The organism is Bacteroides ilei, from assembly GCF_900128495.1.
Lineage (GTDB): Bacteria > Bacteroidota > Bacteroidia > Bacteroidales > Bacteroidaceae > Phocaeicola > Phocaeicola ilei.
Genome location: NZ_LT635801.1, coordinates 550,970 through 564,957, shown reverse-complemented (window position 1 = coordinate 564,957; position 13,988 = coordinate 550,970). Strand labels below are relative to the sequence as shown.

Below are 13,988 nucleotides of genomic sequence, written 5' to 3'. Positions count from 1 at the left end.
CGTATTAAAATAACTATCTTTGCACCAAATAAGAATAGAGGTATGCAGACAAGTGACAGTATCGTAATTATTCCTACTTATAATGAGAAGGAAAATATTGAAAATATCATCCGTGCCGTATTCGGACTGGAAAAATGCTTCCATATCCTGATTATTGAAGACAATTCGCCCGACGGTACGGCAGACATTGTACGCCGTCTCCAGAAGGAATTCCCCGACCGGCTTTTCATGATCGAACGTCAGGGTAAGTTAGGCTTAGGTACGGCCTACATTACCGGATTCAAATGGGCCATTGAAAAAAAATACGACTACATATTCGAAATGGATGCAGACTTCAGCCATAATCCGGACGACCTGCCCCGATTGTATAAAGCCTGTCACGATGACGGAGGCGACGTAGCAATCGGTTCACGTTATGTAAGCGGAGTCAACGTGGTGAACTGGCCTATGGGACGTGTACTGATGTCTTATTTCGCCTCAAAATATGTGCGTATCATCACCGGAGTACCCATCCACGACACTACCGCCGGATTCAAATGCTACCGCCGGGAAGTCCTTGAGACAATCGATCTCGACAAGATCCGCTTCAAAGGATATGCCTTCCAGATTGAAATGAAATTCACGGCCTACAAATGTGGGTTTAAAGTGGTGGAAGTCCCTGTCATCTTCGTCAACCGTGTTTTAGGAACCTCCAAGATGAACAGCAGCATTTTCGGCGAAGCCGTATTCGGTGTTATCCGACTCAAATGGGACAGCTGGTTCAAGAAATATCCGCAAAAAAAACATGAAAAATTATGAAACGTACATGGATACGAAACGCAACAATCGTCAATGAAGGCCGTAAGTTCCTTGGTTCGGTTGTTATCGAGAATGAAAAAATAGCAGAAGTACTGGAAGGTGGAGACCAGATTCCTTCGGTTTCATGTGATGAGACAATAGATGCAACCGGACTTTTCCTGTTGCCCGGTATCATTGATGACCATGTACATTTCCGTGATCCCGGACTGACCCATAAAGCCGATATGGCTACCGAAACGGCGGCGGCGGCGGCAGGTGGAGTCACCTCGTTCATGGATATGCCGAACTGCATCCCCCAGACAACAACCCTCGAGGCTCTCGATGCCAAATTCACGGATGCGGCTACCAAATGTATTACAAACTACTCTTTCTATTTCGGAGCGACCAACAACAACGCCGATCTGCTTCCATCACTTGACAAGACCCACGTTTGCGGTATCAAGCTATTCATGGGAGCCAGTACCGGTAACATGCTGGTAGACCGGATGGAAGCCCTGCGCAAGATTTTCTCCAATGCAGGAATGTTGATTGCGACCCATTGCGAGGACCAGAATATCATCCGTGAAAACACGGAACTCTTCAAGGCCAGATACGGAGAAGACCCGGACATCAGTTTCCACCCGCTTATACGTAGTGAAAAAGCATGTTTCGAATCGTCTTCACTTGCGGTCAGACTGGCACGTGAAACCGGAGCCCGCCTCCACATCCTTCACGTCAGTACGGCCCGGGAGCTCAGCCTGTTCGAAGACAAACCCATCGGCCAGAAAAAGATAACGGCCGAGGCCTGCGTCTCTCACCTGATGTTCTGTGATGAAGACTACAAGACACTGGGTACGCGCATCAAATGTAATCCCAGCATAAAGACCCGTGCCGACCGGGACGCCCTCCGCCAGGCGTTGACAACCAACCTGATTGATGTAATAGGTACCGATCATGCTCCTCATCTGCTGAGTGAAAAGAACGGAGGGGCGTTGAAAGCCGTTTCGGGTATGCCTACCCTGCAATTCTCGCTGGTCAGCATAATGGAACTGGTCCGCGAAGGAGTATTGACCATCGAGCAACTGGTACAGAAAATGTGTCATGCACCGGCCGAACTATACCAGATAAGCAGGCGTGGTTTCATCCGACCTGGATACCAGGCCGACCTGGTTCTGGTCAACCCCGAAAAGACATGGACCGTCACCACCGGATGCATTGAAAGCAAATGCGGATGGAGCCCGATGGAAGGACGCACCTTCCACGCAAAAGTGGAAAAGACTTTTGTCAACGGCAACCTGGCCTACACCGACGGAAAAGTAAATAAAGACAACCGTGGACAAGCACTCATTTTCGAACGTTAAAACCCTATACACAACAATCGTATGCAGACAGCCATAACGACCGTAACCTATCAGATTCACGAATTGGCAGAATACATCAACTGGATCTATTTCTTCCACGCATGGGGGTTCCAGCCCCGGTTTGCGGCAATCGCCGGAATTCACGGTTGTGACTCCTGCCGGGCCGGATGGATTGCGGGTTTTCCGGAAGAAGACAGGCCGAAGGCTACCGAAGCGGTACGGCTCTATCAGGATGCGGTCCACATGCTTAACCAGGTAGACATGCGCTACCAGGTATACTCTTTATATAAACTGATGGACGCCAATTCGGACGGAGACAACCTGATTCTTGACGGAAGTGTCTTCCCGTTGCTCCGCCAGCAGACCCGTATCCGGCCCGACGACCCGTTCCTTTGCCTGAGCGATTTTGTACGTCCCCTATCTTCGGGCATCAAAGATACCGTAGGAGGATTCGCCACCACCATCGACGAAAAGATGGAAGAGGAGTTCAGGCATGACGACTATCAGCACATGCTCATCAAGACACTGGGAGAACGGTTGGCCGAAGCCGCCGCCGAAAAGATACACGAACATGTACGGAAAGAAGTATGGGGATATGCGAAAGACGAAAACCTCACCATCAAGCAATTGTTGGATGAGGAATACCAGGGCATACGTCCGGCGGTAGGCTATCCTTCCCTGCCGGATATATCGGTAAGCTTTCTTCTGGACAAACTGATACACATGGGACTCATAGGGATCAGGCTGACCGAAAACGGTATGATGCAACCTCATGCCTCCGTTTGCGGACTCATGTTCTCACATCCGGCATCACGCTATTTCGCGGTCGGGAAAATCGATGAAGAACAACTTGCCGACTATTCGGCACGCCGCGGTTACGACGTAGGCAAGACAAGAAAATTTCTACTAGGCAATCTACAAAACTAAAGAACAGATATGATATTACTCAGAGTCATATTGGCATTCCTCGTCATGTTCCTCCTTCCCGATTGGTACATACACCGTACCTACCTGCGGAATACCGGCCGGCGATGGATCAAGCGCCTGTTCTGGTCTCCCACAATCCTGTTGCTGCTGGCATTTGCCGTCATTGCCATATTTCATAACGCCTACCGGAACGTTACCGGCATTTTTCTTATCGTATGCCTGTGCGTAGCCATTCCGAAAGTAGCGTTTACCCTGTCGAGCCTGTTTATCCGCTTTTGTGAATGGACCGCACGGAAATGCTATGTCCCGTATAACCAGATGTATGGAAAAAGGGTGGAAGTCTTGCTAAGTACCGCCATCGCACTGGTTTCATTTGTATACGTGCTGTTCGGTGCAATAAAAGGCAAAGAAAACTTCCAGGTAAGGGAAGTGACCTTCCGTTCCCCCGACCTGCCCGAAGCTTTCCGGGGGTACCGCATCCTGCAGATATCCGACCTCCACACCGGAAGCTGGACCGGAAACGGCAAGGCGATACAGAAGGCCATCGGCATCTGTAACTCCCTGAAACCAGATCTGGCCGTATTTACAGGCGACCTGGTAAATAGCAATGCCGACGAAATGCTGGAGTTTATACCGGAATTGTCACAACTCACGGCCAAAGACGGAGTGTATTCCGTTCTCGGGAACCACGACTATGCCATGTACTCACGGTGGAAAAGTGAAGCCGATCGCCAGAATAACATAGACTCACTCATATCGCGCGAAAGGAGAATGGGATGGCACATGCTGAACAATGCCCATGCCATACTCAGGCGAGGAAATGATTCGATAGCCCTGATAGGTGTAGAGAACAGCGGAAACCCTCCTTTCCCCAACCGGGGAAACCTGCCGGAAGCACTTTCCGGAACCGACGGCATGTTCAAGGTGCTGCTGAGCCATGACCCTACCCACTGGCGCCGGGAGGTACTTCCCAAGAGCGATATCCAGTTGACCTTGTCCGGACATACCCACGACATGCAGATCAGCCTATTCGGGTTTTCCGTCTCCCGTTTCATCTATCCGGAGCACAACGGACTTTACCTGGAAGGGAAACGGGGACTCTACGTCAATATCGGATTAGGTTACGTGCTCTTCCCCATGAGGCTGGGAGCATGGCCCGAAATAACCGTGATTACACTGGAAAAGGACGGGAACTGACAGGCTTTTGAAATTCGGCAAACCGGCCTTTCCCATACGACAGAAGAATAAACAACCAACAGAAGAATAAACAACCATTTAATCCATAATAAAGAACAGACAATGAAATACTTGTACATTATCTATCAGATCTGTATCGGCCTCCCTATATTCCTGGCCATTACAATCATAACGGCCCTTACCACCACATTGGGATGCTGGCTGGGTAACGGCAACTTCTGGGGTTATTATCCCGGAAAGATATGGTCGCAACTCACCTGTTACCTGTTCCTCCTTCCGGTCAAGGTGAAAGGCCGTGAAAATCTGGAGAAGAATACATCTTATGTTTTCATAGCCAATCACCAGGGATCTTTTGATATCTTCCTGGTATACGGCTTTCTGGAAAGGAACTTCAAATGGATGATGAAAAAGAGTCTGCGAAAAATTCCATTGGTAGGGAAAGCATGCGAATCGGCCGGATTCATTTTTGTCGACAAATCAAGTCCGCGCAAAATCCTGGAAACCATCAAGAGTGCAGAAAAGATCTTACAGAACGGGACTTCACTCATGGTATTTCCCGAAGGGGCACGTACCTATACCGGCCATATGGCCGACTTCAAGAAGGGGGCGTTCCTGATTGCCCACCAGCTACAGATGCCCGTGGTACCGCTCACCATCGACGGCCCGTTCAACGTCTTGCCACGCACCGGCAAATTGTTGCACTGGCATCCGATGCGGCTCACCATCCACAAACCGATCTATCCGAACGGAAAGAACGAAGAGAACCTCCAGCGCATCATGGAAGAGTCATACCGGGAAATTGAAAAGGATCTGCCGGAAAAATACAAGGGAAAACAATACAATCCGGATTGAACCGGAACATAATAATAAAAGAGCAGCATAATAAAAGAAAGTAGCGGGATAATAAAAGACAACGGTATAATAAAAGAACAGCGGTCATCTCCGGAAACCGGGAGAAAATGACCGCTGTTCTTTTTATCTCTATATCTCTTCTATAACGTTTCGTGTGTATAACGTTTCGTTTCGAAATCCCGTCAATTGCTGCTCATGGAACGGATCTGCTCCATATTGCTACGGGCCACGGAAACATATTCCTTGATCATCGGGTTGTTCTTGAATGAATCGGGAGCCTTCTCCACGATCTCATCCAATACGGGTGTCATCATCGGGTAAGGCAAGGTGTTGCATAACATGATGAATACCCCCGGGCCCAACACGTTTTCGTAGTTGGTCTGGATGAACTCCTTGGCCAGCTTGTCCATTTCTTCAGAGAGTTCGGCACGTTTCTTTTCTATTTCGGTACGGATGGTCTCCGGATTTTCTCCGTCCATAATCATACGGCTTTCCAGACGCTCCACGTCATAGGCACGGTCGTCCAACGAGTTTTTCTTCATTACAAAATCGTTGAAACTATCATTCAACGGCGTTCCCTTGATCGTGATACCCGAATTGTCTATGTTGATATTGATTTTTCCGTTTTCTATGACGAAAGGCATGATGACCTCGTCATCCATATACAAAGACCCTATGACCGTAGAGTCTACCTTGCCCTCCATCTTGAAAAGTCCATGAATCACTTCGGCCGAATCGATATTGACCATCTGGCCGTTTGAAGGGACTTTTATGAAAAGCATTTTACCGTCCAGTCTGGAAACGGAAGATATACCCTCTATGTTATATTTCTTGTCACATGCCGTAAGCATGACAGCACAACACATCAAAAGAAAATAAAATTTATGCATGCATCAAGCCTTTAAAATTTCCAAGTGACAAAGGTATAATCTTTCGTGAAGTATGGGAAAAAAATTACCAAAATTTAAACTTAATAGAGGATTATTACTTTATCCAGAAATTTTAACCGCAAAAATCGCTATATTTGCCGACCTTAAATAAGTAGGAACTATTTTTAATAACGTAATATATATGAAAAAACTAAAAATCTTAGCACTGGCACTGATCTGTACAGTCTTTTCACCGGCAAAGGCAGACGAAGGTATGTGGCTGCTCCAGCTCATGCAGGAACAGAACCTTACCGAAAGGATGAAAGCCCAAGGCCTGAAAATTGACGCCATTGACATCTATAACCCCAATGCCGTGGCATTGAAAGATGCGGTAGGCATATTCGGAGGCGGATGTACCGGCGAAATCATCTCACCCGACGGTCTGATCCTTACCAACCACCATTGCGGATATGGCGCAATCCAACAACACAGCTCTGTAGAACACGATTACCTGACCGACGGCTTCTGGGCAAAGGAACGTAGCCAGGAACTTCCTACTCCGGGACTGACCTTCAGGTTCGTTGAAAGAATCGTAGATGTAACCGACAAGGTCAACGCCGATATCAAAAGCGGCAAGGTGAGCGAGATCAATTCCTTCGGTTCCGAATACCTGTCAAAACTGGCCGCCCAGGAATTGAAGAAAAGTGACCTGAAGGGTAAACCGGGTATCTCGACCCAGGCTCTGCCTTTCTATGAAGGAAACAAATTCTACTGCTTCTTCATTAAGACATATAGAGACGTCCGCATGGTAGCCGCACCTCCTTCATCAATCGGAAAGTTCGGAGGGGAAACCGACAACTGGATGTGGCCGCGCCATACCGGCGACTTCTCCATGTTCCGTATCTATGCCGACAAAAACGGTAATCCGGCCGAATACAGCAAGGACAATGTTCCTCTGAAAGTGAAGAAATTCCTGAAGATCTCCCTGAAAGGCCTGGAAGAAGGAGACTATGCCATGATCATGGGATTCCCGGGAAGTACCAGCCGTTACCTCACCCAAAGCGAGGTGAAGTTGCGTATGGAGGGTACCAACACTCCCCGTATACAGGTACGTGAAGCCCGCCAGGAGGTATTGCGCAAGGAAATGGCGGCCAGCGACAAAATACGTATCCAGTATGCCAGCAAATTCGCCAGCTCAAGCAACTATTGGAAAAACTCCATCGGTATGAACAAGGCGATTGTCGACAACAAGGTTCTGGAAGCCAAAGCTGAACAGGAAGCCAACTTCGCCAAGTTCGCCAAAGAAAAGAACAACGAAGCCTACCAGAAGGTAGTGAGTCAGATCGATGACTATGTAAAGAACATTACACCTGTTACCAAGCAGCTGACTTACTTCAACGAGACATTCCGTAACGGTATCGAATTCGGGGCTACCTACCTCATCTTCGATAACCTGAAGACGGCCCTGCAAAAGAACAAGAAGAAAGACATAGAAAAGAACGTAGGCCTGCTGAAAGAAGCATACGCCGCCGTACATAACAAAGACTATGACCATGAAGTGGACCGTAAAGTAGCCAAGGTTCTTATTCCGTTATACGCCAAGAACGTGCCTGCCGAAGCTCTTCCTGCATTCTATGAAACAATCAAGACCCGATTCGGCGGAGATACCGACAAATATGTCGACGCCCTGTATGACACCAGCATTTTCGCCAATGAAAAGAACTTCAACGCGTTTATAGCACATCCTACCGTAGAAGCCATCGACAACGACCTGGCCGTACAATATTCTACCACCAAGAATGAAATGGCACAGAAGCTGTATGACGCACGGAAAAAGGCCAGCGGCGACATCGACCTGCTCCACAAGACGTACGTAAGAGGTCTGTGCGAGATGTACGCTCCTACTCCCAAGGCTCCGGATGCCAACTTCACCATCCGTCTGACCTACGGCAACGTGAAATCGTATAACCCGAAAGACGGCGTGCACTACAACTATTACACCACTCTGAAAGGTGTGATGGAAAAGGAAGACCCCAACAATCCGGAATTTGTGGTACCGGCCAAGCTGAAGGAATTGTATAACAACAAGGATTTCGGACGCTACGCCATGCCTAACGGAGAAATGCCTACCTGCTTCCTTACTACCAACGACATTACCGGCGGAAACTCGGGTTCTCCGGTCATGAACGGCAACGGCGAACTTATCGGAGCTGCCTTCGACGGTAACTGGGAGTCTCTTTCAGGCGATATCAACTTCGACAACAACCTGCAACGTTGTATCGCGGTAGATATCCGTTACATCCTCTTTATTCTCGACAAGCTGGGCGGTTGCAAGAACCTGATCGATGAAATGACCATCGTGGAATAATCGCCCCGACAGACATAAAAAAACGAAGAAGCCCTTTCCGGAACTCCGGGGAGGGCTTTTCCGTTCCGGCTCTTTTACTTATATTTGCAGGAAAGATAAACAAATGAAACCCAAGAAACCCGAAACATTGAAACCAAAAACAGCGAAAACATGAAGAACATCATCCTAACTACTCTGTTTGCCGCATGCTCCCTCACCACGTATGCCGATGAAGGCATGTGGATGCTCACCGACCTGAAGAGCCAGAATGCGGCGGTCATGCAAGATCTGGGTCTGGATATCGCGATAGACAAGATCTATTGTCCGGACAATGTCAGCCTGAAAGATGCCGTAGTGCATTTCGGCGGAGGATGTACCGGGGAGGTCATCTCTTCCGAAGGACTGGTCCTCACCAACCACCATTGCGGATACAGCTACATCCAGCAGCACAGCTCGGTCGAACATGATTACCTTACCGACGGATTCTGGGCCATGAAACGCACGGAAGAGCTTCCCTGCGAAGGATTGAGCGTTACATTCATCGACCGTATCCTGGATGTGACGTCATACGTGCAGGAGCGTCTCAAGAAAGACAAGGACCCCGACGGCCTGAATTACCTCTCGCCTTCCTACCTGGCCACCGTAGCCAAACGCTTCGCCAAGAAAGAGAAGATCAAGACCGACAAGTTCACTACGCTGGAACTGAAACCCTTCTACGGAGCCAACCGGTATTATCTTTTCGTAAAGACTACCTATAAGGACATCCGTATGGTAGGCGCACCTCCTTCTTCGATAGGTAAATTCGGCGCCGACACCGACAACTGGATGTGGCCCCGCCATTGCGGCGATTTCTCGCTCTTCCGCATCTATGCCTCGGCCGACGGGAAACCGGCTGCCTACTCCCCTCAGAATGTACCGCTCAAGGTAAAAAGACACATAACCATCAACCTGAAAGGGGTGAAGGAAGGCGACTTTACCTTCGTCATGGGTTTCCCCGGACGGAACTGGAGGTACATGATCAGCGATGAAGTGGAGGAACGGATGCAGACTACCAACTTCATGCGCGACACGGTACGTGGAGTGCGGTTGCGCGTACTGGGTGAGGAAATGGCCAAAGACGCCAGGACACGCATCCAATATGCGGCCAAATACGCTTCATCGGCCAACTACTGGAAAAACGCCATCGGCATGAACGAAGGTCTGGTACACCTGAAAGTGCTCGACCGCAAACGTGCCGAGCAGGAACGCTTGCTGGCCTATGGAGAGGAGACCGGAAACAACGCCTACCGGCAGGCCTACGAAACCATCAGAGACATTGTGGCCAAACGCCATGACGCCATGTATAACCAGCAGGCCATCTATGAAGCCCTCATGCTGGGTACGGAATTCTCCAAGATACCCGATACCGGCAAACTTCTCCAGGCCCTCGAAAAGGGAGACAGGAAACAGACCGAACAGGAACTGGAAAAGCTGGAAAAGGCGGGCGGAAAATTCTTCAACAAGGACTATAACACCGACGTGGACCGTAAGGTGTCCAAACAGCTCATCGCCCTGTATGCCCGACTGGTGCCGGAAGCGCAACGCATCGGTATCTTCAAGGTCATCGACGAAGAGTTCCAGGGAAATACGGACCGATTTGTAGACGCATGTTTCGACCGCTCGGTGTTCCGTAGCCCGGAAGCCCTCGACGAATTCATCCGCAAGCCGTCGGCCGATGTCCTCAGGAACGACCTGATGGTACGGTACGCACGCTCGGTCAAGGACGGTTACAACGAGGCCGGCCAGAGCATGAAGAAAGAAACGGACGCATATAACCTGGCACACAAGACGTGGGTATCGGGCATGCTTGAGCTGAAAAAGAAAGAAGGGAAGCTGGTCTATCCGGACGCCAACTCCACCCTGCGCCTCACATACGGGAAAATAGGTTCCTATGAGCCGGCCGACGGTGTGGAATACCTCTACTACACCACCCTGAAGGGTGTCATGGAAAAAGAAGACCCGGACAATCCCGAATTCATCGTCCCGGCCAAACTGAAAGAGCTGTATGAAAAGCAGGACTTCGGAGAATATGCCATGCCCGACGGACGGATGCCGGTGTGCTTCGCCACAGGTACCGACAACACGGGAGGAAACTCCGGATCTCCGGTGTTCAATGCCCGCGGGGAACTGATTGGTACGGCCTTCGACCGCAACTACGAGGGGCTTACCGGCGACATAGCCTATAACCCGGCATTGCAACGCGCCGCCTGCGTAGACATCAGGTACATCCTGTTCATCATCGACAAGTATGCGGGTGCCCGCCACCTGATAGAGGAAATGGACATTATCAGATAAGCAGAAAATACGAAAAACATGCATTTCCACGGGTTCCAGACTGGTTATTCCGGTCTGGAGCCCGTTATTTTACTCAACAAAAGCAGAGCCGGCAGAACAATGTCACCCGATATTCATTAAATTTGCAATGTATTAGATAATGAGGACATTACTATGAGTTCAAAAGAAACGTTCAGGCGCTATCTGCTTTTTCTCGGCGCCATATTTGTCAATTCTTTCAGTATCGCGGTTATAACCAAAGCCTTGCTGGGCACCTCGCCCATATCCAGCGTACCTTACGTACTCAGCCTTTTTGCGCACCTCACCATGGGACAATATACCATCCTGATGAACCTGGTATTTATCCTGCTGGAAATGGTACTCATGAAACGAAATGAAATCAAGGAAAAGAAATACGAGCTGCTCATCCAGGTTCCCATCACCTTATGCTTCGGATCGTTCATTGACGTGTCCATGAATATACTGTACTGGCTTGCTCCGGTACACTACCTCACCCAGGTATTCACCCTGCTTGTAGGCTGCTTCCTGCTGGCCCTGGGTATCGGTCTGGAGGTAAAGGCCAATGTAGCCATGGTTACGGGAGAGTACCTGGTACAGGTCATCTCCAAATTCATCCGCAAGGAATTCGGTTTCGTAAAGGTCTGCTTCGACGTCACCCTGGTAAGTATCGCCTGCATCCTGTCGGTCATCTTCCTGGGAAGACTGGAAGGGGTACGTGAAGGAACCGTCATCGCCGCCCTGATTGTAGGCCCTATCGTACATTTCCTCAACCCGTACATGAACATATTCAACGGATGGCTCAACGTGTCTCCGTGGCCGGCTACAGGGGCAGAAGCGGCCGACGGCGCCCATGCCGTGCCACATCCTCTTGTCATCACCATCACCCGTGAATACGGAAGCGGCGGACGCCAGCTGGGACAGATGCTGGCCAAACAGCTGGGTATCAATTCGTACGACAAGGAACTGATTTCGATGGTGGCGAGCGAAAGCAACTTCTCTGAAAAATACATCACCCAGAACGAGCAGTCCATGTCGTCCAATTACCTGCTGAACATCATCCTGCAGGACTATGAATCGCCCATCGAACGGAGCCTCTCCTCGGCCGACGCCCTGTTCGTGTCACAGAGCCGTGTCATACGGAAAATAGCCCGGAAGGAATCCTGCGTCATCATAGGCCGTTGTTCCGACTATATCCTGAAGGACCTGCCCGGCAGCTCGCTCATCAGGATATTCTGCTATTGCGACAAGGCCAGTGCCCTGAAACGGTGCGTAGAAGAATACAAGCTCCAGGCCGAAAACCCGCAGGCCGAAATTGAACGGATCAACAAGGCCCGTATCACCCATTACCAGCACTACACGGGCCAGAAATGGGGCGACCCGCACCAATATGACCTGACCATCAACACGGGAAGTATGGACATGCAGACCGCCTGCAACCTGATAAGCCAGCTTTACCGATCCAAGCTCAGCCAACATGACGCCGAACGCTAAGACAACTACAGACTGAGTTATGGATACCGCCACCCGCAAGAAACGCCGTGAAAGCAATATCGAGCTGCTACGCCTGGTATGCATGGGAATGATTGTCCTGTTCCATTGTACATCCGCCATCAAACGGAACGAATGTACGGAAGGCGAACGCATCATCCTTACCGCAATAGGCTCGTGGGGCATATTGGGGGTAGACACGTTCATCATCATCACGGCCTGGTTCATGCGCAAGGCCACCGAAGTGAAACTCCACAAGACCGTGGGAATGATTGCCATGACGCTGTTCTACATCGCCGTGTTCTACGCCATCAGCTATTTCACCGGTCACAAGAGTCTGGCATCGTGGGCCGAAGGACTCGGAAACGACTTCCTGTTCTCGCCGTTCTTCACCACCAGCTACTGGTTCATCTGGTCGTACCTGGCGCTCTACGCCATCATCCCCTACCTGAACCGTATCAGTCTGCAGGGACCGGTATGCTACGTGCTGGCGGCCTTCCTGCTGCTCGCCAACTTCCAGTCGCACGGCACGTTCATTGAAGACTTTCCCTTCTTCATCGCCATCTACCTGACCTGCCGCATCGTATTGTCGCGCCCGGGCAATTTCTTCGAACGGCACGCGGCCGCCGGGTTTACGGTATGCACCCTCCTCATCATAGCCTCCTCCTGCTGGCTGAAGGAGGTTCCCTACACCCGGTTCCTCCAGGTATTCTTCTGTAACATCGGACGCCACTCGAGCCTCATGCTGGCCGACTCGCTCTTCCTGTTCTATCTGTTCCGGAACTGGAAAATGAACTGCCACAAAACCGTCAACTTCCTGGCCGCGACCACATTCGGGATCTACCTCTTCCACGAGAACAAGGCATTCCGGTTGAGCCACCTCGTCACCCGGCAACTCCACACGCAGCTCCCGCCCGTGGAAAGTGTGCTGCTTTCCTCACTCATCCTGTTTGCCGGAGGAATGGTGGCCGAGCTGCTCCGCATGGGATTCGTACGGCTCGCCAGGAAGGTACTCCGCGCCAGGGCACAAAAAAAGGAGCCTGAAAGCTCCCTCCACACTCCATCCGGCGGCTGACTCAGCCCCGTTTCTCCTTCTCCTCTTCCTGAGGGATGCGGAACGCCGTGTAAAGTTCGAGTACGGCCGCTATGGTCAGGCAGAGCACCCACTCGTTGTTATGCCACACAATCATCATCACGCCCGTCACTACAAGCAGTATGGCGCCTATGATCTGCTGGCGGCGCAGACGCCGTATCACAAAACTCTTGCCTTCGTAGCCGGTCATGACCTGCACATACGAGAACATGACGGCACCCAGCAGATACAGGTAAGGCGCCCACTCCAGACGCGTTATCTGTATGACCGCCCCTGCCAGAAGCAGGACAGCCCCTATGACCGATATGGTAGGATAAAATTTACTCATCTTCATTCTTCTTCAGATCTTCCTCAAACACAAATACATCTTCATTCTCTTCCTTCATCAGGTACTTTTCACGCGCTACCTTCTCCAGCGCCTTCGGGTTGTTGGTAATCTCCTTCAGGGTCTTGCTGTCCTCCTCGTACTGACGGCGGTATTTCTCTATCTCGGTGTTCAGCTCATGGATTTCACGCCAGTGTCTGAAACGCTGGATCAGGCTGTTGTCCTCGTCCAGAACGCCGATTATCAACAAGAATACAAACACCGTGACAATGTACTTGTAACGGCGGATAAAGTTCCACAATTGCTTCAGTTTGCTCATAAAAAGTACCAGATGATTTAACGGCAAAGATATAAATTTTACCGGCAAGCACATCAGAAAACAGATAAATTATGTACATTTGTGAAGAGTTTAACGTAT

Annotated in this window: 12 protein-coding genes and 1 pseudogene; 10 read left to right on the top strand and 3 right to left on the bottom strand. The window is 50.2% G+C overall.

The features are described 5' to 3' along the window. The first annotated feature begins 42 nt into the window (after positions 1–42). From BQ7489_RS02360 to BQ7489_RS02345, 5 genes are all read left to right on the top strand, one after another. On the top strand, positions 43–798 hold the full coding sequence (locus tag BQ7489_RS02360; protein WP_072529890.1) for a polyprenol monophosphomannose synthase: 756 nt from the start codon (positions 43–45) through the stop codon (positions 796–798). Beyond that, positions 795–2,138 (top strand): dihydroorotase, encoded by a 1,344-nt coding sequence (locus BQ7489_RS17255; RefSeq protein ID WP_083580440.1) that lies wholly within the window; start codon positions 795–797, stop codon positions 2,136–2,138. The genes BQ7489_RS02360 and BQ7489_RS17255 overlap by 4 nt, the downstream gene beginning before the upstream one ends. 21 nt (positions 2,139–2,159) lie before the next feature. After that, the gene (locus BQ7489_RS17250; protein ID WP_083580438.1) at positions 2,160–3,065 is read left to right on the top strand and encodes a vitamin B12 dependent-methionine synthase activation domain-containing protein; all 906 of its coding nucleotides are present in this window, start codon (positions 2,160–2,162) and stop codon (positions 3,063–3,065) included. A 9-nt stretch (positions 3,066–3,074) separates the two neighbouring features. Further along, positions 3,075–4,262 (top strand): metallophosphoesterase, encoded by a 1,188-nt coding sequence (locus BQ7489_RS02350; RefSeq protein WP_072529889.1) that lies wholly within the window; start codon positions 3,075–3,077, stop codon positions 4,260–4,262. Positions 4,263–4,364: 102 nt separating this feature from the next. Next, on the top strand, positions 4,365–5,114 hold the full coding sequence (locus BQ7489_RS02345) for a lysophospholipid acyltransferase family protein (protein ID WP_072529888.1): 750 nt from the start codon (positions 4,365–4,367) through the stop codon (positions 5,112–5,114). 182 nt (positions 5,115–5,296) lie between these two features. Here BQ7489_RS02345 and BQ7489_RS02340 read toward each other — a convergent pair whose 3' ends face one another. Beyond that, a complete protein-coding gene (locus BQ7489_RS02340; protein ID WP_113745230.1) occupies positions 5,297–6,004 on the bottom strand; it encodes a DUF4369 domain-containing protein in 708 nt (235 codons plus the stop codon). Between the two features lie 181 nt (positions 6,005–6,185). Between BQ7489_RS02340 and BQ7489_RS02335 the strand changes: the two genes are divergently transcribed. The 5 genes and pseudogenes from BQ7489_RS02335 (at position 6,186) to BQ7489_RS17710 (ending at position 13,227) form a co-directional block, all read left to right on the top strand. After that, complete coding sequence (locus BQ7489_RS02335) at positions 6,186–8,351, top strand: S46 family peptidase (protein ID WP_072529887.1); 2,166 nt, start codon at positions 6,186–6,188, stop codon at positions 8,349–8,351. A gap of 150 nt (positions 8,352–8,501) precedes the next feature. Next, complete coding sequence (locus tag BQ7489_RS02330; RefSeq protein WP_072529886.1) at positions 8,502–10,664, top strand: S46 family peptidase; 2,163 nt, start codon at positions 8,502–8,504, stop codon at positions 10,662–10,664. 153 nt (positions 10,665–10,817) lie between these two features. Further along, the gene (locus BQ7489_RS02325; RefSeq protein ID WP_072529885.1) at positions 10,818–12,155 is read left to right on the top strand and encodes a cytidylate kinase family protein; all 1,338 of its coding nucleotides are present in this window, start codon (positions 10,818–10,820) and stop codon (positions 12,153–12,155) included. A 19-nt stretch (positions 12,156–12,174) separates the two neighbouring features. Then, positions 12,175–13,044, top strand: a pseudogene (locus BQ7489_RS17945) (acyltransferase family protein); the annotation flags it as partial. Between the two features lie 24 nt (positions 13,045–13,068). Then, positions 13,069–13,227 (top strand): hypothetical protein, encoded by a 159-nt coding sequence (locus BQ7489_RS17710; RefSeq protein ID WP_239496913.1) that lies wholly within the window; start codon positions 13,069–13,071, stop codon positions 13,225–13,227. Position 13,228: 1 nt separating this feature from the next. On the opposite strand, the gene BQ7489_RS02315 is transcribed toward BQ7489_RS17710, so the two are convergent. Both BQ7489_RS02315 and BQ7489_RS02310 read right to left on the bottom strand, forming a co-directional pair. Further along, complete coding sequence (locus BQ7489_RS02315) at positions 13,229–13,573, bottom strand: hypothetical protein (protein WP_072531991.1); 345 nt, start codon at positions 13,571–13,573, stop codon at positions 13,229–13,231. Further along, entirely contained in the window at positions 13,566–13,889 is a 324-nt protein-coding gene (locus BQ7489_RS02310) for an FtsB family cell division protein (protein ID WP_072531990.1), read from the bottom strand. The genes BQ7489_RS02315 and BQ7489_RS02310 overlap by 8 nt, the downstream gene beginning before the upstream one ends. Positions 13,890–13,988: the final 99 nt, after the last annotated feature.

What these genes read in the sequence shown, in the direction of transcription:
- BQ7489_RS02360 (WP_072529890.1), top strand. Translation starts at nt 43, where the DNA reads ATGCAGACAAGTGACAGTATCGTAATTATTCCTACTTATAATGAGAAG.
- BQ7489_RS17255 (WP_083580440.1), top strand. Translation starts at nt 795, where the DNA reads ATGAAACGTACATGGATACGAAACGCAACAATCGTCAATGAAGGCCGT.
- BQ7489_RS17250 (WP_083580438.1), top strand. Translation starts at nt 2,160, where the DNA reads ATGCAGACAGCCATAACGACCGTAACCTATCAGATTCACGAATTGGCA.
- BQ7489_RS02350 (WP_072529889.1), top strand. Translation starts at nt 3,075, where the DNA reads ATGATATTACTCAGAGTCATATTGGCATTCCTCGTCATGTTCCTCCTT.
- BQ7489_RS02345 (WP_072529888.1), top strand. Translation starts at nt 4,365, where the DNA reads ATGAAATACTTGTACATTATCTATCAGATCTGTATCGGCCTCCCTATA.
- BQ7489_RS02340 (WP_113745230.1), bottom strand. Translation starts at nt 6,004, where the DNA reads ATGCATAAATTTTATTTTCTTTTGATGTGTTGTGCTGTCATGCTTACG.
- BQ7489_RS02335 (WP_072529887.1), top strand. Translation starts at nt 6,186, where the DNA reads ATGAAAAAACTAAAAATCTTAGCACTGGCACTGATCTGTACAGTCTTT.
- BQ7489_RS02330 (WP_072529886.1), top strand. Translation starts at nt 8,502, where the DNA reads ATGAAGAACATCATCCTAACTACTCTGTTTGCCGCATGCTCCCTCACC.
- BQ7489_RS02325 (WP_072529885.1), top strand. Translation starts at nt 10,818, where the DNA reads ATGAGTTCAAAAGAAACGTTCAGGCGCTATCTGCTTTTTCTCGGCGCC.
- BQ7489_RS02315 (WP_072531991.1), bottom strand. Translation starts at nt 13,573, where the DNA reads ATGAGTAAATTTTATCCTACCATATCGGTCATAGGGGCTGTCCTGCTT.
- BQ7489_RS02310 (WP_072531990.1), bottom strand. Translation starts at nt 13,889, where the DNA reads ATGAGCAAACTGAAGCAATTGTGGAACTTTATCCGCCGTTACAAGTAC.